Origin of the sequence: Pseudoxanthomonas koreensis (assembly GCF_041890415.1) — a bacterium.
Classification (GTDB): Bacteria; Pseudomonadota; Gammaproteobacteria; order Xanthomonadales; family Xanthomonadaceae; genus Pseudoxanthomonas; species Pseudoxanthomonas koreensis_A.
In genome coordinates this window covers 922316-939130 of sequence record NZ_CP169056.1, presented here as the reverse complement: position 1 = coordinate 939130, position 16815 = coordinate 922316, and the positions used below count along the sequence as shown (strand labels likewise).

The following is a 16815-nucleotide window of genomic DNA, read 5'->3' as shown; positions in this document are numbered from 1 at the left end:
CACGGCGGTGCCGATGCTCAGGCGAACTGCCTCAGGAAGCGCACGTCGTTGTCGAAGAACGCGCGCAGGTCGTTGACGCCGTAGCGCAGCATCGCAAAGCGCTCCACCCCCAGGCCGAACGCGAAACCGGTGTAGCGCTCCGGGTCGATGCCGCAGTTGCGCAGCACGTTGGGGTGGACCATGCCGCAGCCCAGCACCTCCAGCCAGCGCACGCTGCCATCGGGCTGCTGCCAGGCGATGTCCACCTCGGCGCCCGGTTCCACGAACGGGAAATAGCTTGGCCGGAAGCGCATCTGGAAGTCGCGCTCGAAGAACGCGCGCACGAACTCGCTCAACGTGCCCTTGAGGTCGGCAAAGGTGGAATGCTCGTCCACCAGCAGGCCCTCGACCTGGTGGAACATCGGCGAATGGGTCTGGTCGCTGTCGCTGCGGTACACCTTGCCGGCGGCGATCATCCGCAGCGGCGGGCGGTGCTGGCCCATGTAGCGCACCTGCACGCCCGATGTGTGGGTGCGCAGCAGGCGGCCGTCGCCGAAGTAGAAGGTGTCGTGCATGGCCCGCGCCGGGTGGTGCGGGGGGAAGTTCAGCGCCTCGAAGTTGTGCCAGTCGTCCTCGATCTCCGGGCCGTCGGCCAGTTCGTAACCGAGCCGGCCGAAAATCTCGGCGATGCGCTCCAGGGTGCGCGAGACCGGGTGGATGCCGCCGCGCTGCGCGTTGCGGCCCGGCAGGGTCGGGTCGATGGCCTCGCCGGCCAGGCGCGCATCCAGCGCGGCGTCCTCCAGCACCTCCCGGCGCGCCGCCAGGGCCTGGGCCACGGCATCGCGCACGCGGTTGATCGCCTCGCCCGCCGCCTTGCGCTGCTCGGCCGGCAGCGCACCGAGCTGCTTGAGCTGGGCGGTGATGCTGCCCTGCTTGCCGAGCAGGCCGATGCGCAGTGCCTCCAGCGCGTCGGGCGTCTGTGCCGCGGCGATATCGTCCAGCGCGCGCGCTGACAGGGATTGGATTTCGCTCATGGATCCTTGGCCTTTCGCAAAAACAAATGGGGAAGGACTTGCGCCCTTCCCCACGTGTGCCGGGCGGCTGGCCGCCCGGAAACCGCTATCGTCGGTGGAGAGGCGGCCTTCAGGCCGCCAGGGCGCCCTTGGCCTTCTCGGCCAGCGCCGTAAACCCGGCCGCGTCGTGCACGGCGATGTCCGCCAGCACCTTGCGGTCCAGGGTGATGCCGGCCTTCAGCAGGCCGTTCATGAAACGGCTGTAGCTCAGGCCGTTGCTGCGGGCAGCCGCGTTGATGCGGGTGATCCACAGCGAACGGAAATTGCGCTTCTTCTGCTTGCGGCCGATGTAGGCGTACTGCTGCGCCTTGATGACCGCCTGCTTGGCGACGCGGAAGACCTTGCGGCGGGCGTTGTAGTAGCCCTTGGCCAGGTCGAGGACCTTCTTGTGACGGCGGCGCGCCTGGACGCCACGCTTGACTCGTGCCATGTCTTAATCCTCCTCAGAGATACGGAAGCATGCGGTCCAGACGGCCCGCATCCTCGGCACGAACATGGTTCGTCTGCCGCAGGTTGCGCTTCCGCTTGGTCGCCTTCTTGGTGAGGATGTGGCTACGGTTGGCGTGGCCGGCCTTGTACTTGCCGGAGGCGGTCTTGCGGAACCGCTTGGCCGCCCCCCGGTTGGTCTTGATCTTGGGCATTGCTGTGTCCTTGGTGGGATCTGTCACTGGTACGGGCGGCGGCCTGCCGTGCTGCCGTGCGACTGCGTCGCCCGACATGACGAAAGCCCACGCTTTCCATCCATGCCCTTACCGGTCGATAAGTCGTTGAATCCATGAAGGATACGACGACGGGTCCTCGGCTGTTGCCAGCCCTTCCGGCGAACCGGAGCCGGGCATTATGCCCGGCGGCGGTTTGCCTTGCAATTCAGGGGGTTTGCCAGCCTGGCCGGCCGCAGCGGCCTATTTCTTCTTCGGCGCGATCATCATGACCATCTGCCGGCCTTCCAGGCGCGGACGCGATTCGATCACGATTTCGTCGCCCAGGTCGCCCTCGATCCGGGCGGCCATCTGCCGGCCCAGTTCCTGGTGGCTCATCTCGCGGCCACGGAAGCGGATGTTGACCTTGACCTTGTCGCCCTCTTCCAGGAAGCGGCGCATGTTGCGCAGCTTGATCTGGTAGTCGCCCTCGTCGGTCACCGGACGGAACTTCAGTTCCTTGATCTCGACCTGCTTGGACTTCTTCTTGGCCTCGTTGGCCTTCTTCTGGGCCTCGAAGCGGAACTTGCCGAAATCCATGACCTTGCAGACCGGCGGGTCCGCATTGGGCTGGATCTCGACCAGATCGAGGCCTTCGTCCTCGGCCAGGCGCAGCGCGTCATCGCGCGACAGGACGCCGATCATCTCGCCATCGGACCCGATCACGCGCACGCGCGGGACGCGGATCTCCTGATTCTTCCGGTTTTGCTTATCGGGGGTACTGATATTGCAGTCTCCAGGGGTGGGCTGTGCGGCGCAGCGGCCGTTGCCGTTGCGCCCATGGTCTTACGCCATCTGTTGCGAACGCAGGGTCTGGGCGAACGCGGACACCGCCATTGTGCCCAAATCTTCCCCCGAACGCGTACGCACCGCCACCGCGCCGTCCTCCCGCTCGCGGTCTCCGACCACCAGCAGGTACGGCACGCGCTGCAGCGTGTGCTCGCGGATCTTAAAACCGATCTTTTCGTTGCGCAAATCCGCTTCGACCCGGAACCCTTGATCCGCAAGGCTTTTCCGGACTTCCTTCACATATTCGGCCTGGGCGTCGGTGATGTTCATGACCACCGCCTGGACCGGGGCCAGCCAGGCCGGGAAGGCCCCGGCGTGGTGCTCGATCAGGATGCCGATGAAGCGCTCCATCGAGCCGACGATTGCGCGGTGCAGCATCACCGGGTGCCGGCGCTGGCTGTGCTCGTCCACGTACTCGGCGCCCAGGCGCTGGGGCATCATGAAATCGACCTGCATGGTGCCCAACTGCCAGGTGCGGCCGATCGCGTCCTTGAGGTGGTACTCGATCTTGGGGCCGTAGAAGGCGCCCTCGCCCGGCAGCTCCTGCCACTCGACCCCGGATGCGCGCAGGGCCGCGCGCAACGCCTCCTCGGCCTTGTCCCAGGTCGCGTCGTCACCCAGCCGCGATTCCGGGCGCAGGGCGATCTTGATCTGGATGCTGCCACCGGAGGTGGTGTCGAAGCCGAAGTCGGCATACACCTTCAGGGCCTGGGCGTGGAAGGCGCGGACCTCGGCCTCGACCTGCTCCTCGGTGCAGAACACGTGGCCGTCGTCCTGGGTGAAGCCGCGCACGCGCAGGATGCCGTGCAGCGCGCCGGACGGCTCGTCGCGGTGGCAGGCGCCGAACTCGCCGTAGCGGATCGGCAGGTCGCGATAGCTGTGCAGGCCCTGGTTGAACACCTGCACGTGGCCGGGGCAGTTCATCGGCTTGAGCGCGTAGGTGCGCTTCTCCGACTCGGTGAAGAACATGTTGTCCTTGTAGTTGTCCCAGTGGCCGGACTTCTGCCACAGCGACACGTCCAGGATCTGCGGGCAGCGCACCTCGCCGTAGCCGGTCTGGCGATACACGCCGCGCATGTACTGCTCCACCACCTGCCACACACTCCAGCCCTTGGGGTGCCAGAACACCAGGCCCGGGGCTTCCTCCTGCAGGTGGAACAGGTTCTGCTGCTTGGCGATCCGGCGGTGGTCGCGCTTCTCGGCTTCCTCGATCCGCTGGATGTACGCCTTGAGCTGCTTGTCGTCGGCCCAGGCGGTGCCGTAGATGCGCTGCAGCTGCTCGTTCTTGGCGTCGCCGCGCCAGTAGGCGCCGGAGATGCGGGTCAGCTTGAACGCCTTGAGGAAGCGCGTGTTGGGCACGTGCGGGCCACGGCACATGTCCACGTATTCCTGGTGGTGGTACAGGCCCATGGCGGTGACCTCCGGGCCCATGTCCTCGATCAGGCGCAGCTTGTAATCCTCGCCGCGGGCCTTGAACACCTCCACCACCTCGGCGCGCGGGGTCACCTTCTTGATGACGTCATAGTCCTGGGCCACCAGCTCGCGCATGCGTGCCTCGATCGCGGCCAGGTCCTCGGGGGTGAACGGCGTGTCGCTGTGGATGTCGTAGTAGAACCCTTCGGCGATCACCGGGCCGATCACCATCTTGGCGTCCGGGTACAGCTGCTTGACCGCATGCCCGACCAGGTGCGCGCAGGAGTGGCGGATGATCTCCACGCCCTCGGCATCCCTGGGGGTGATGATGCGCAGGCTTGCGTCGTGCTCGATCAGGTCGCTGGCATCCACCAGGCGGCCATCGACCTCGCCGGCGACGGTGGCCTTGGCCAGGCCGGCACCGATCGACTGGGCGACCTGGGTGACGGAAACAGGGGTATCGAACTGGCGCTGGCTGCCGTCGGGGAGGGTGATGGTGATCATGGGATGGTCGGGATTCGCAGTGGGATTTGGGGATTCGCAAGCGCGGGATCCATGGGAAATCCGGTCTCGATCAAGCCCGAATCTCATGCCCCGGATCCAGCCGGCCGGCTGGCGGCCAACAAAAAAGCGCCACCAGGCGCCTGCGGGTGCAGCGGGCCTGGAAGGCAATCAGCAGTGGGCGATGGTAGTGCTCATGTCGCACGCTCGGCCGGCGTTGCCGCGGGCCACCCTGGCGGTCGGTGCGCGCCGGCACGGTACCGGCGGCGATGCGGCGATTCTATCGCAGCGCAGGTCGCGCCGGGCGAAACGCGCACCGGGCGCCGGTGCCCGGGCGCGCACCGTGGCCGGCGAGTGATCGCATCGATCCGCCCCGGCCACCGCCAAGGGGGTGCCTGACACGTACGCGTGCGCATGCACCGGCGCCATTGCCCCCCGCCAGGCCGGGTCGCGTCCCGGTCGCCCACGGTCGGGGCACGGCACCTGCGCTGGCTCCCGGCCCGGCGTTTCATGCGGTTTTCGTCGATATTCCTCTTGGCGGCAGCCCGCGCATGGCCTACATTCGCGTTGCCGACACCGTCGGTCACCCAAACATCCAATCGAACGGAACAGGAAAGTTATGGCGAAGACCACCAAGAAGCCGGCAGCCAAGAAGGCCGCGCCGAAAGCGGCGAAGAAAGCCGCAGTGAAGAAGGCCGCGGCGCCGAAGAAGGCCGCTCCGGTCCTCAAGGAAGTGCTGGGCAAGTCCGCCCTGATCAAGCACCTGGCTGAAGCCAGCGGCGTGGTCGCCAAGGACGTCAAGGCCGTGCTGGCTGCGGTCGAGGAAAGCATCTCCGGTGCGATCAGCAAGAAGGGCGCAGGCAGCTTCACCCTGCCGGGCCTGTTCAAGGTCAGCGCCGTCAAGGTGCCGGCCAAGCCCAAGCGCAAGGGCATCAACCCGTTCACCAAGGAAGAGCAGTGGTTTGCTGCCAAGCCGGCTTCGGTGAAGGTGAAGGTGCGCCCGCTGAAGAAGCTCAAGGACGCCGCTTCCTGATCCTGGCGTTCGTTCGGTAACGAGCGGGGCGGCAGCAATGCCGCCCCGTTTTTTGTTCTCGCCCACCCAGGGCCGCCGGATCGGCGGCTGGCGCAGAGCCCGGCGCACTGCCGGCGGCATGCCGGCCCACGGATGGCCCTATCGGAAGTCCGCGTCCAACACGATCCGGTAGCGCGCCTTGCCCGCGCGCAGGTGGTCGAGCGCCTCGTTGACCCGGCTCATCGGGAAGTGTTCGGTCTGCGGCGCCACGCCGTGGCGGGCGGCGAAGCCGAGCATGCTGTCGATCGCCCCGCGCGACCCGGTGGGCGAGCCCGACAGCGACTTCTGCCCCGCGATCAGCGAGAACGCCGGCACCGCCACCGGCTCCAGCGGCACGCCCACCACGTGCAGCCGGCCCTTCGGCGCCAGCGCGCCCATCAGGCCGGGCCAGTCGAGCGCCGCGTTGACCGTGTCGATGATCAGGGTCGAAGGTGCCGGCGAGCTTCTTCAGCGCCGCTGCATCGCCGGTGGTGACCACCCGGTGCGCCCCGAACGCGCGCGCCTCCTCTTCCTTGGACGCACTGGTGGTGAACGCCGTCACCTCGCAACCCCAGGCGCGGCAGAACTTCAGCGCCATGTGCCCCAGCCCGCCGATGCCGATCACCCCGACCCGCGCCGTGGGCGCGATGCCCAGCTCGCGCAGCGGCGCGAACACGGTGATGCCGCCGCACAGCAGCGGCCCCGACTCCGACGCCTCCAGGCCCTCGGGCAGCGGCACCACCCACACCCAGTGCGCGCGCACCTTCTCGGCGAACGCCCCATGGCGCCGCGCGAGCGTGGCCTGCACCTCCCGGCACAGGTGCTGTTCGCCCGCCAGGCACTGCTCGCAGTGCAGGCAGCTGCGCGCGTTCCAGCCCAGGCCCACGCGCTGGCCCAGCGCCACGCCCTTGGCGTTCGCCCCCAGCGCCGTCACCCGCCCCACCGCCTCGTGGCCGGGCACGAACGGGTAGGCGGTGAAGCCCCAGTCGTTGTCCAGCATCGACAGGTCGGAGTGGCACAGGCCGCAGTGGTCAACGGTGATCTCGACCTCCTCGGCGCCCAGCGGGCCGGGGTCGTACTCGAAAGGTTCCAGCGGAGCGCCGGCTTTGGGGGCGGCCCAGGCGCGGTAGGAGGTGGTCATGGCGCAAATCTCCGATGGAGAAGCCCCGCACGATACGCCAAGGATTCTCACCGCGCGTGTCGAGGCCCTCCTCACCGACTGCCGCTCGTGCGGCTCAGTCGGTCGAGGCGCCCTGCAGCGGCATCCGCAGCGCGTAGAAGTCGACCAGCCGGTCGACCACGCGCGGGTCGCGGTTGGCCAGGCCGATGAGTACCACGCCCAGCCCGGGATAGATGCGCAGGTCGCCGTTCATGCCGGGCGCACCGCCACCGTGGCCGAACACGCACTGGCCGTCGTGTTCTCGCACCTGGAAGCCGTAGCCGTACCATGGGGTCTGCCCGCGGGTGGCCTCGGCCAGCAGTTCCGGCGACAGCAGCGTGCCGTCCTGCAGCGCGTGCGCGAACTTCAGCAGGTCTGCGGCCGTGCTGTAGCCGCCGCCGGCGGCCGTGCCGCGCCAGGGCAGCGTGTCGGCGGCGTCCACCAGCGCGCCGTCGCGGCGGGTGTAGGCCACCGCGCGTCCAGGCACGTCCACCTCCTCGGGCAGCGAACCGCTGTCGCGCATCCCCGCCGGCCCGTACACGTGCGCGTCGACGTAGTCGTAGTACGACTGCCCGCTCGAGCGCTCGATGATCGCGCCCAGCAGTACGAAGCCGTAGTTCGAATAGCGCTGTTCCGCGCCGGGCGCGTGGTCTGTCCCCCGCGCCCCGTACAGGCGCAGGTAGTCGTCGTGCGAGCGGAGCGACAGGCGCTGCGCGTCGAAGTCGGGACCGAAGATGTCGCCGGTGCCGCCGCTGTGGGTGAGCAGCTGGCGGATCGTGGCCGCGCCGACCTCCGCGTTCGGATAACCCTGCAGCGCCTCGCCCACGGTGTCATCGAGCGACAGCCTGCCCTGCTGCACCAGCTGCAGCACGGCCACGGCGGTGATCATCTTGTTCATCGATCCCAGGCGGAACTTGGTGTCCAGCGACACCGGCGTGTTCGCGGCGCGATCGGCCAGCCCCCAGGCGCGCTGCAGCAGCACCTCGTCGCCCCTGGCCACCAGCAGCACGCCGGAGAACGCGTCGCTCGCCGCCTGCGCATCGGCGCGTGCGACCAGCGCATCGAGCGCATCGCGCTGCGACAGGCGCGCGACGCGCAGGTCGGCCGGCGGGTCGATGGCCTGCACCGCGACGCGCGCGTGGCCGGCCGGCGTGATGGTCGCGATGGCGCGCGCGACGGTATCGCCGTCGCGCTCGCGCAGCAGCGCGTGCGCCTCGCCCGGCGGCGCCGGCTCGCGCCGCAGCAGCACGAAGCCGCCGGTGTCGCCGCGGAAGCCGAGCTGGCGGTCGATGTCCATCTTCGGGTTCCAGCGCCTGGCATAGCCCTCGAGCGACGCGCGATCGCCGGCGTTGAAGGCGGCCAGCCAGGCGTCGGTGGCCTGGCGGGCCGGGCTGGTGGCGGCCTCGGGGGAATCGGGATCGACGGTCGCTGGCGGCTGGCCGGCCTGCACGGCGCGTTCGGGCGCGGCGGCGGTGGCGGGCGGCGCCGCGGGCGCGTGGGCGCTCACCACGGCAGACAGGCAGGCGGCGAGCAGGAGCAGGCGGGAGCGGGTCATGGCGTGGATCCGCATTGGAGTCGCCCACCGGGATGCGGCCTAGGGTTCAGCGGTTGCAGGCAGGGCGACGAACGAGGTCTCGGCAGCCGTGGCGGCACCGGACCGACGCCCCGAGCCGACAGCAGGACGGTTCTAGCCCGCCGGCGACACTGGGCGGGCAGCATTGATCGACACCCTATCCATCGGGCATCCGGCGCCCCTATGGCCCGGACCCGAGACCCGGGAGAGAAGTCGACTCTGACCCCTGCTTTGTTGCACGAAGCAGGCATCGCCGCGAACAGGTGCCCAAGTGCAATGCGCCGCTAGCGCGTGTTCCCTGGGGCATCCATTCGGGCGATGCTGCGCGCCACTCAAGGGGAGGTGCAGTGCAACGAGGGGAATGAAGACGTTGTCCGTGGTCGCGATCGGTCTGGGCCTGGCCGCCTGCGCGAGCGGGGGCGGAAGTCCGTCCGAGTCCGCCAAGCGTGGACGCGAGGTCAAGTCGATCGATGGATCGTTCAGTGGCGAGGTGGTGGGCGAGCCGGCGCCGGGCGCGAAGTTCGCCGAACTCAGGATCGGCATGAGCAGCGGCCAGGTGCAGGAGGTCATGGACCGCGTGCCGGACCGCCAGCACACCTACGAGTCGAGCAAGCGCTGGATCCCCTTCTACTACGGCAACGACGCGCGCCGCATGCAGGTGCTCTACCGCGACGAGGGCTGCCTGATCTTCACCGACGGCAACATCTGGGGCGGCGCCGGTGGCGACCTGGTCCAGATCGAACACGACCCGAGCGGAGCGTGCTACCAGCCGTGACGCGGCGCGGCGCCTGACGCGTCAGCGCAGGCAGCCGACGTTCGACGGCATAGCCGCCAAGGCTGCGGGGCGGGACAAAACCGCCCCCGCATCGATGCAAAGCGATGCCGCCGCGAACGGCGTCGACCTCACCGTCGGTGCATCCACGACGCGTACGCCACGTAGCCGATGGCCACCGCAGCCGTGAGCACGGCCGGCACCAGCAACGCGCGCTCGGCGATCGCGTCGAACAGGAACGCGCCCGCCACCCCGCCCGCGAAGAATCCGAAGATGATCAAGGCGCACAGCGCGATGCGCTTGCGGTCCGTCGGCGCGCCACGCAGCAGACCGCCCAAGCCGATGCCCAGATCCGTGAACATGCCGGAGACGTGGGTGGTGCGGACGATGGCGCCGCTGTAGGTGGAAGCCATCGCGTTCTGCAGCCCGCACGCGCATGCCGCCATGAGGGTGGCGAGCCCGGCCGATCGCGACAGCACCATCACGGCGCCGAACAGCAGCGCCGACTCCAGCGCCAGCGCCACGCCGTAGCGGCGGCCGAGCACCAGCGACTCCCCCTGCACGATCACGCCGCTGAGCACCGCCCCGCCCAGAAACGCGGCCAGCACGCTGGCGAAGTGCACGGACGCGGAGAGGTCCGCATGCGCCAGCGCGGCGCTCAGCAGGGTGGTGTTGCCGGTCAGGTGGGTCAGCGCCTGGTGATCCAGGCCCAGGACGCCGACCACGTTGACGATGCCGGCGATGAACGCCATCACCCACGCGCCTCCCCAGACCCACGGCGGGAGGCGGGAAATCACGCCGCGGCTCCCGGCGCGATCCGCGCGGGCGCCGGGCACGCGTGGGATCGCGAGCGTGTCAGCGCGCGCCCGGAGCGACGCCTGTGCGCCCCCGCGGCGAGGCCGACGCGACGGCCGGCGTATGCCGGCGGCTTCGCTGGGCCACGATCGTCTCGTCGTCTCACCGCCGGGATTGGCGCCGAAGTCGCGGGACTTCGCGGATCGGGGAGAGCGGGCGCGGATACGATCGACTCTGACCTCCTGATTTTCCCCCCATGGCCGGGACACGGACCCCGACACCGGCAGCGGACCCAGGGGCGCCGGAGCGCGTGCGCGACAGTCGCAGCCTTCTGCGCACACACGCATGCCTCGCGCGCAAGGTGCGGACGCTCGCGCGCGAAGCCCAAACCCTTGCGCGCGATGCACCGAATGCCATGCGCCACTCATTCTCCGCCGGCCGCTAACCGGCGCCGCTTGCCCGCAAGGCGCGACGTGCCGACCGCAAGACCGGGAGCCTTGCGCGCAAACCACGTTCGGTCGCGCGCAGACGGATCCTGCTTGCGCGCGAGCAGATTTGGGTCGCGCGTGAGGGTCGGGGCATTCGGCTGCAAGCGACGCCAGGCGGGCGTCGGCCCGGAAGCCGTTGGGCGCAACGCGATTCTGTTTGCGCGCAACGCGATTCCTTTTGCGCGCAACCCGTTCCGCGTCGCGCGCGACCGAATGCCACGCACGCCCCGACCAATCCGGCTCGCGCGCCAGAAAATCGCGGTCGCGCTCCCGCGTGGCGCGTCCGCCGCCCACCCGACACCGGCTTGACCTCCCGCCGAAACCGCGTTTTCATGACGAAACGGCGTGACGCGGGCCAGAACCGGCGTCACTGAAGACCGGATACACGGCGAGGACACCGACGGATGCGAGTTTCCATACTGATGCTGCTGGCCGTGCTCGGTGCCTCGCAGGTGCCATCGCTAGCGGCAGGCTCCGACGACGCGCCTTCAAGTCGGTCCACGCGGGTGGCCGCAGCGACCGAGACCGGCCTGGACGCGAACGGTCACCTGCAACGGGTCGGCGCGCGAACGGATGGCGCGTTCGGCTACACGCGGCTGCAGGCCGGCGTGCAGATCCAGGTCGGCGGTATCACCAAGAACGTCCTGTTCCACGGCCCCGACATCGTGCGCGTGAACGCGAACCACGGGCGCAACCACTGGACTGCGCCGAGCCTGGTGGTGGTGGACGTGCCGCCCGAGGTGTCGTTCGACCTCACCGAAGACGCGCGCACGCTCACGCTCACCAGTGACAGGCTGGTCGTCAACGTGAGCAAGTCCAACGGCGCGCTCACCTTCCTGGACCGCGACGGGCGCGTGTACACGCGGGAGCACGCCACCGCGCCGCAGTCGATCACGGACACCGACGTCGCGGGCGCCGGCCCCAGCTACGAAGTGGAGAACGTGTTCTCGCTCGCGCCCGATGAAGCGCTCTACGGCTTCGGCTACACCTCCGATGCCGGCATCAACCGCCGCGGCACGCAGGTGGAGCTGGTGCAGACCAACACCGGCATCCTGATCCCGGTGATGGTGTCCACCCGGCGCTACGGCGTGCTGTGGGACACGTACTCGGCGATGCGCTTCAAGGACGACGCACGCGGCGCGTCGATGTGGGCCGAAAGCGCCCCGGGCGGCGTCGACTACTACTTCATGGGCAGCGACAGCCTGGACGGCGTGGTTGCCGCCTATCGCCGCCTCACCGGGCCCGCGCCGATGTATCCGAAACAGGCCTTCGGCCTGTTCATGAGCAAGGAGCGCTACCCCACCCAGGCGCGCCTGGTGGAAGTGGCGGAAACCTTCCGCAGGGAACGCTTCCCGCTCGACTACATCGTGCAGGACTGGCAGTACTGGGGCTCGGACAAGGACGGCACCTGGAGCGGGATGATCTGGGACCCGGTGCGCTTCCCCGACCCCGACGCGATGATCCGCAGGATCCACGACCTGGACCTGAAGCTGATGGTCTCGATCTGGCCCTCGGTCGGCAACGACACCGCGCTGGCGCGCGAGCTCGATCGCCACGGCCTGCGCTTCGAACCGCTGCACTGGATCTCGAAGCGGGCGCGGATCTACGACGCATACAGCCCGCTCGGCCGGAAGATCTATTTCGACCACGCCCGCCGGGGCCTGCTCGATCGCGGGGTCGATGCGCTGTGGATGGACGGCACCGAAGTCGAGGTGACCACCGCGGCGTGGGACGCAGCCGACAACGGGCGCGACATCAAGTCGCTGGGCCGCAACGCGCTGGGCGACTTCTCGCGCTACCTCAACCCCTATTCGCTGGTGACCACGCTTGGCGCATACGAGGCGCAGCGCGCCGCCGGAGACAAGCGCGTGTTCACGCTGAGCCGGTCGGCCTGGGCGGGCGCGCAACGCACCGCGGCCGCGTCGTGGTCGGGCGACATCTTCGCCAGCTGGAAGACCCTGGCCGAACAGGTCAGCGGCGGCGTGAGCGTGACCGCGACCGGCAACCCGTACTGGACCCAGGACATCGGCGGATTCTTCGTCACCGAGTTTCCCGGCGGCCCGGACAATCCCGCCTATCGCGAACTGTTCACCCGGTGGTTTCAGTTCGGCGCCTTCAACCCGATCATGCGCGTCCACGGCACCAGCATCGAGCGCGAGCCGTACCTGTTCAAGACCATCGACCCGCCGATGTACCAGGCGCTGCTGGATGCGGTGCACCTGCGCTACCGCCTGCTGCCCTACATCTACAGCACCAGCTGGCAGGTCACCTCCGCCGGCGCCACCCTGATGCGCCCGGTGCCGTTCGACTTCCCCGACGACACGCGAACGCACGACATCCGCGATGCGTTTCTGTTCGGCCCGGCCCTGCTGGTGCGGCCGGTGGTGCACGCGATGGTCCACAAGCAGGCGCAGCCCGGCGACACGATCCCGGCCAGCGCGCTGCGGACGCCGGATGGCGCGCCGGGACTGGCTGGCCAGTACTTCGAAGGCACGGACTTCGACGTGGCGAAGGGACGCGTGGTGGACGCGACCCTCAACCATACCTGGCCGGAACCGCCGCTCGCGGAGTTCCCGCCGGGGCTGTCGAGCCTGGACGGGTTTTCGGCGCGCTGGGAGGGCGAGCTGGTCGCGCCGGAGGACGGCGAGTACGAGATCGGCCTCGAGGGCGACGATGGCTTCCGGCTGTACGTGGCTGGCGAAAGGCGGGTGGACGACTGGAACAGTGGACCCAGGCGCTACAAGGGCACCCAGGTCGCGCTGCGCCAGGGGCAGCGCGTGCCGGTGCGGATCGAATACTTCCAGGGCGCCGCCGACCGCGCCCTGCGCCTGGCCTGGAAGACGCCACGCCAGCGCGAGGCCGAGCGCGAGGCGGCGAAGCAGGTCGACCTGACGGTGCAGACCTACCTGCCCGCGGGCAGTGACTGGTTCGACTTCTGGACCGGTGAACTGCTGCGCGGCGGCCAGGTGGTGGCGCGCGAGGCGCCGCTGGACCTCATCCCGCTGTACGTGCGCGCCGGCTCGATCGTGCCGATGGGCCCGGTGATGCAGTACGCGACCGAGCGGCCCGATGCGCCGATGGAGATCCGCATCTACCCCGGCCGCGACGCACGCTTCACCGTCTACGAAGACGACGACGAAACCTACGCCTACGAGCGCGGCGAATCCGCCCGCTACGAACTCGCATGGGACGACGCGGCCCGCACACTCTCGCTGGGCGAGCGGCAGGGCCGGTTCCCGGGCATGGTCGAGCGGCGTGAACTGCGGATCGTGCTGGTCGAACCCGGCAAAGCGGGCGGGCTGCAAGAATCGCCGCCGGATCGTGTTGTCACCTACGACGGTCGGGCGGGAAGCGTGCGCTTCTGAGGGTGGTGCAGGCTGCGGTGGGGGGTCGCGCCGGGCACCAGGCCCTGTCTGGCCTCCAGGCACCGAACGCTTGCCTGCCAACTTGGCCGTGAGGGCTGTGGGCCGCGCTATCCTGGACCGCATGCCACGGTTGCAGCTGCCCACGGACCTGCCTTTCGAAGTCGGCGCTCTATACAACCGCCGCCAGCAGATCCATGGCCCGCTGGGTGGACAGCGGCAGGGCGGCATCTCCACGCCTAGTAGTTCGCCGTTCGTCATCCTCTTCACCGGGGAAGCTGGTTCGCAGCACGGCTACCGGGATCACTGGGAGTAGGAAGATGGCGAGAACATCCTCCACTACTACGGTGAGGGCCAGGATGGAGACATGCAGGACAGCCGCGGCAATCGCGCCATCCGCGAACATCTCCAGCACAACCGCAGGCTGCTCATCTTCCAGAGCCTAGGCAAGAGCCAACCTTATCGGTTCCTGGGCGAGTTCCGCTTCATCCACGCGTACGAGGAACATGGCGTTCCGGATACGAAGGGCTCGCTCCGCAAGGCTATCGTCTTCAAACTCAAGCCTGTCGAGGACGACTTCAATCCGTTCCACAAGATTGCGGACAGCATCCTTCCGGAGGTCGACCTGTCGACGACGGTCGCCCAGCAGGTGCAGGAGATCCGGGTCAAACAATCCCTGTTCAAGCGCAGGTTGCTGAACGTGGAGAAGCAATGCCGGCTGACGGGAGTCGCTGACCTGCGCTTCCTGCGAGCCAGCCATATCAAGCCCTGGTCCAAGTGCACCAGCGGCACCGAGCGCGTGGACGGTGCGAATGGCTTGCTGCTGATGCCCCACGCCGACCTGCTTGTAATGACCCAGGACTTCCTGCACAGGTCAGGCCGCTAAGGCATATGCCTCGGCGGGGGTTTTCATGCCCAGCGCTTGGTGGGGGCGCCGGTGGTTATAGAACTGGATCCAGTCGCCGATCACCCGCATAGCGTGTTGCTGGGTTTCGAAGCGGTGCCGGTGCGCGCACTGCTCCTTCAGCGTGCGGATCACTCGCTCGACCATCCCGTTCTGCTGCGGGCAGTGCGGGGTGATGAACTCCTGCCTCAGGCCATAACTGCGGACCAGCCGGGTGTAGTGGCGGCTGGTGAACACCAGACCATTGTCCGAGCGCAGCAGGAACGGCACGGGCACGCGTCCCAGCGTGCCGTAACGAGTGATCAGCGCCTGCTCCAGCGCGGCCGCCGCCGTGCTGGCCTTGCCACTGCGCGAGAGCTGCCAGCCCAACAACTGTCCGGTATGGCAGTCGATCACCAGGGCCAGGGTCAGCCAGCCATCACGACCGCCCCAGATGCGGCACAGGTCGGTTGCCCAGCGCTGGTCGGGAGACGTGGCCACTGATGGCAGTGCCTGGATCCGGGGGCGGTGGCCGATCGCGCGCTTGCGCACCTGCCAGCCCTTGAGCTGGAAGATCCGCTGCACGGTGTTCTTGTTCATTCCCAGCAGCCCCGCCACCGTGCGGTAGCCGAATGACGGCTCTTCCTCGATCAGCGCCTTGATCGGCTCGGCCAGCTCCGCCCGGACCGTCGGCGGCGCCTTGGTCGGCTTGTAGTAGACCGTGCGTCGCGGCTGCCCGAACCAGCGGCACAGCCTGGCCATCGACACCACGAACCCGTCCGCCCGCAGTCCCTGCTGGATCGAGACCATCAGGTCTCGTCCTTGCCCAACAGGGACGCCAATTTTTTTCGGGCACGCAGCTCCAGCATGGCCTCGCCGTAGGCTTCCTGCAGGTCCTTGAGCTGGCGCTCGTACTGCTCCCGGACATCCTCGGGCTTGGCCCGCAGCGCGTTCTCCATGCCGCGCTTGGCATCGTCTACCCAACTCTCGATCTCCGAGGGCGTGAGGTCGAACTGCCGGCTCGCCTCGGCCACTGTCGTCTTGCCCTGAATGATCTCCAGCACCAGCGCCGACTTGCGCCGGGCCGTCCAACGCTTGATCTCTTCGTCCATCACTTGGCTCATCGTGCTCTCCTTCGAAAGGTAGCACCTGAGCAGGAAATCACTGGGTCATTACATGCTCTTCGATCGGGGTTGGATTACGTTCGAGGACAACGGCGCGCTTGTGCGCTCATCCCACCTGCCGGCGGCCGTCGCCAGCCAGATCGGCCTGGACCTGACCAACGGCCGTCACTGCGGCGGTTTTGATGAGAAGCAAAGGGCCTACCTCGAGTTCCACCGCAACGCGGTGTTCGAGACCACCTTAAAGAAGATCGAAGATCCGCTCTCGGACTTGATCTCTCCGGCGCTGTACTAGCCGCGGCCACTCACTGAGGGCGAGCCTAGGTCCGGAAAATAAACCTGACCCCATTTCTGCCAGGCCGTTCGCCACTTCGACCGGGTCGACCGGACCCAGGCCATAGCGCTGCGTGGTCACGTACTGGAACTGGACCGTGTCGCAGGCGCGAACGAAGTTCTCCTTGCCCCAGCTGATCCACTGGATCATCCCAGGCTCGGCGGCGCCCCAGCGCCAGAACGACGACCCCGCCTCACGCGACAGCAGGCAGGCAATCGCGTCGGCTTCCCACAGGCTGCTGCCGTAGTCCAGCACCAGGATCGGCACGCGCAGCGCCGGGTTGAGGCGGCGGTAGCGTTCCGCCTGCCCGGGTGCGAGTGGCGCGGCGAACTCGAACGTCACCGGCGCGCGCACCTGCCGCGCTGCCGCCACGGCCAGGCGCGGATTGGGATTGCGACTGTAGAGCAGCTTCATGCCCCGCTCCCGCTGGTGGCGCGGTGATGCGCCACCAGCGCGTTGGCGTGGCCGTGGCCCAGCCCATGCACGTTCTTGAGCAGGGCCACCAGCTCGCCGTGCCGGAGTCCCGGTGACTGCTCCAGGATCGCCAGCCAGTGCGCGACGGGCTGGCCGTAGGTCTTCTCGATGGAGGGGAAATACGATGCGGGACCGCGGGCTTTCGTCTCTGTGTTCATGACTGGCTCCTGGGTGTCGGGGATGTCGTCGTTACGACGAACGGACACCCGGAGGTTCGACATGACACAGGAAGGCGCCCTCAAGGCACGGCAGCCGGGAAACATGAACCCGCCGGAGGCTCTCCCCTGGCCCCGCGGCCGCCCAGGAGGGTGACGGACCCGTCTACTGCCCTCTCCCGCGCTTGCAGGATC

17 protein-coding genes are annotated in these 16815 nt (G+C 68.5%); 5 read left to right on the top strand and 12 right to left on the bottom strand.

Annotated elements, in window-relative coordinates:
* Nucleotides 1–17: 17 nt before the first annotated feature.
* The 5 genes from pheS to thrS form a co-directional block, all read right to left on the bottom strand.
* Nucleotides 18–1013 carry a phenylalanine--tRNA ligase subunit alpha gene (gene pheS / locus ACEJ41_RS04370; RefSeq protein ID WP_374013571.1) on the bottom strand — a complete coding sequence of 332 codons (996 nt, stop codon included), beginning with the start codon at nucleotides 1011–1013 and terminating at the stop codon, nucleotides 18–20.
* Nucleotides 1014–1122: 109 nt separating this feature from the next.
* The gene (gene rplT, locus ACEJ41_RS04365) at nucleotides 1123–1482 is read right to left on the bottom strand and encodes a 50S ribosomal protein L20 (RefSeq protein WP_374013570.1); all 360 of its coding nucleotides are present in this window, start codon (nucleotides 1480–1482) and stop codon (nucleotides 1123–1125) included.
* A gap of 13 nt (nucleotides 1483–1495) precedes the next feature.
* The gene (rpmI, locus tag ACEJ41_RS04360) at nucleotides 1496–1693 is read right to left on the bottom strand and encodes a 50S ribosomal protein L35 (RefSeq protein WP_374013569.1); all 198 of its coding nucleotides are present in this window, start codon (nucleotides 1691–1693) and stop codon (nucleotides 1496–1498) included.
* Nucleotides 1694–1954: 261 nt separating this feature from the next.
* A complete protein-coding gene (infC, locus tag ACEJ41_RS04355; RefSeq protein WP_374014064.1) occupies nucleotides 1955–2476 on the bottom strand; it encodes a translation initiation factor IF-3 in 522 nt (173 codons plus the stop codon).
* Between the two features lie 60 nt (nucleotides 2477–2536).
* The gene (thrS, locus tag ACEJ41_RS04350) at nucleotides 2537–4456 is read right to left on the bottom strand and encodes a threonine--tRNA ligase (protein WP_374013568.1); all 1920 of its coding nucleotides are present in this window, start codon (nucleotides 4454–4456) and stop codon (nucleotides 2537–2539) included.
* Nucleotides 4457–5072: 616 nt separating this feature from the next.
* Between thrS and ACEJ41_RS04345 the strand changes: the two genes are divergently transcribed.
* Nucleotides 5073–5486 carry an HU family DNA-binding protein gene (locus tag ACEJ41_RS04345; RefSeq protein WP_374013567.1) on the top strand — a complete coding sequence of 138 codons (414 nt, stop codon included), beginning with the start codon at nucleotides 5073–5075 and terminating at the stop codon, nucleotides 5484–5486.
* Here the strand turns inward: ACEJ41_RS04345 and ACEJ41_RS04340 are convergent.
* Both ACEJ41_RS04340 and ACEJ41_RS04335 read right to left on the bottom strand, forming a co-directional pair.
* Nucleotides 5467–6645 carry an NAD(P)-dependent alcohol dehydrogenase gene (locus tag ACEJ41_RS04340; RefSeq protein ID WP_374013566.1) on the bottom strand — a complete coding sequence of 393 codons (1179 nt, stop codon included), beginning with the start codon at nucleotides 6643–6645 and terminating at the stop codon, nucleotides 5467–5469. The two genes, ACEJ41_RS04345 and ACEJ41_RS04340, sit on opposite strands and share 20 nt — an antisense overlap.
* A 94-nt stretch (nucleotides 6646–6739) precedes the next feature.
* Nucleotides 6740–8218 carry a serine hydrolase domain-containing protein gene (locus tag ACEJ41_RS04335; RefSeq protein WP_374013565.1) on the bottom strand — a complete coding sequence of 493 codons (1479 nt, stop codon included), beginning with the start codon at nucleotides 8216–8218 and terminating at the stop codon, nucleotides 6740–6742.
* Nucleotides 8219–8597: 379 nt separating this feature from the next.
* On the opposite strand from ACEJ41_RS04335, the gene ACEJ41_RS04330 reads away from it, so the two are divergent.
* Nucleotides 8598–9011, top strand: a complete 414-nt coding sequence (locus tag ACEJ41_RS04330) for a hypothetical protein (protein ID WP_374013564.1) — start codon at nucleotides 8598–8600, stop codon at nucleotides 9009–9011.
* Between the two features lie 128 nt (nucleotides 9012–9139).
* On the opposite strand, the gene ACEJ41_RS04325 is transcribed toward ACEJ41_RS04330, so the two are convergent.
* Complete coding sequence (locus ACEJ41_RS04325; protein ID WP_374013563.1) at nucleotides 9140–9760, bottom strand: YoaK family protein; 621 nt, start codon at nucleotides 9758–9760, stop codon at nucleotides 9140–9142.
* A gap of 935 nt (nucleotides 9761–10695) precedes the next feature.
* Between ACEJ41_RS04325 and ACEJ41_RS04320 the strand changes: the two genes are divergently transcribed.
* Together ACEJ41_RS04320 and ACEJ41_RS04315 are read left to right on the top strand one after the other, a co-directional pair.
* Nucleotides 10696–13656: a TIM-barrel domain-containing protein gene (locus ACEJ41_RS04320; RefSeq protein WP_374013562.1), complete on the top strand. Its 2961-nt coding sequence runs from the start codon at nucleotides 10696–10698 to the stop codon at nucleotides 13654–13656.
* 364 nt (nucleotides 13657–14020) lie between these two features.
* The gene (locus ACEJ41_RS04315) at nucleotides 14021–14539 is read left to right on the top strand and encodes an HNH endonuclease (protein ID WP_374013561.1); all 519 of its coding nucleotides are present in this window, start codon (nucleotides 14021–14023) and stop codon (nucleotides 14537–14539) included.
* Here the strand turns inward: ACEJ41_RS04315 and ACEJ41_RS04310 are convergent.
* Together ACEJ41_RS04310 and ACEJ41_RS04305 are read right to left on the bottom strand one after the other, a co-directional pair.
* Nucleotides 14528–15346: an IS3 family transposase gene (locus ACEJ41_RS04310; RefSeq protein ID WP_374013560.1), complete on the bottom strand. Its 819-nt coding sequence runs from the start codon at nucleotides 15344–15346 to the stop codon at nucleotides 14528–14530. The two genes, ACEJ41_RS04315 and ACEJ41_RS04310, sit on opposite strands and share 12 nt — an antisense overlap.
* Nucleotides 15346–15660 (bottom strand): DUF1153 domain-containing protein, encoded by a 315-nt coding sequence (locus tag ACEJ41_RS04305; protein ID WP_202841310.1) that lies wholly within the window; start codon nucleotides 15658–15660, stop codon nucleotides 15346–15348. The genes ACEJ41_RS04310 and ACEJ41_RS04305 overlap by 1 nt, the downstream gene beginning before the upstream one ends.
* 52 nt (nucleotides 15661–15712) lie before the next feature.
* On the opposite strand from ACEJ41_RS04305, the gene ACEJ41_RS04300 reads away from it, so the two are divergent.
* Nucleotides 15713–15952 (top strand): hypothetical protein, encoded by a 240-nt coding sequence (locus ACEJ41_RS04300; protein WP_374013559.1) that lies wholly within the window; start codon nucleotides 15713–15715, stop codon nucleotides 15950–15952.
* Here ACEJ41_RS04300 and ACEJ41_RS04295 read toward each other — a convergent pair.
* Together ACEJ41_RS04295 and ACEJ41_RS04290 are read right to left on the bottom strand one after the other, a co-directional pair.
* Complete coding sequence (locus ACEJ41_RS04295; protein ID WP_374013558.1) at nucleotides 15899–16405, bottom strand: hypothetical protein; 507 nt, start codon at nucleotides 16403–16405, stop codon at nucleotides 15899–15901. The genes ACEJ41_RS04300 and ACEJ41_RS04295 overlap by 54 nt on opposite strands.
* Complete coding sequence (locus tag ACEJ41_RS04290) at nucleotides 16402–16623, bottom strand: DUF4287 domain-containing protein (protein WP_374013557.1); 222 nt, start codon at nucleotides 16621–16623, stop codon at nucleotides 16402–16404. The genes ACEJ41_RS04295 and ACEJ41_RS04290 overlap by 4 nt, the downstream gene beginning before the upstream one ends.
* Nucleotides 16624–16815 lie beyond the last annotated feature (192 nt).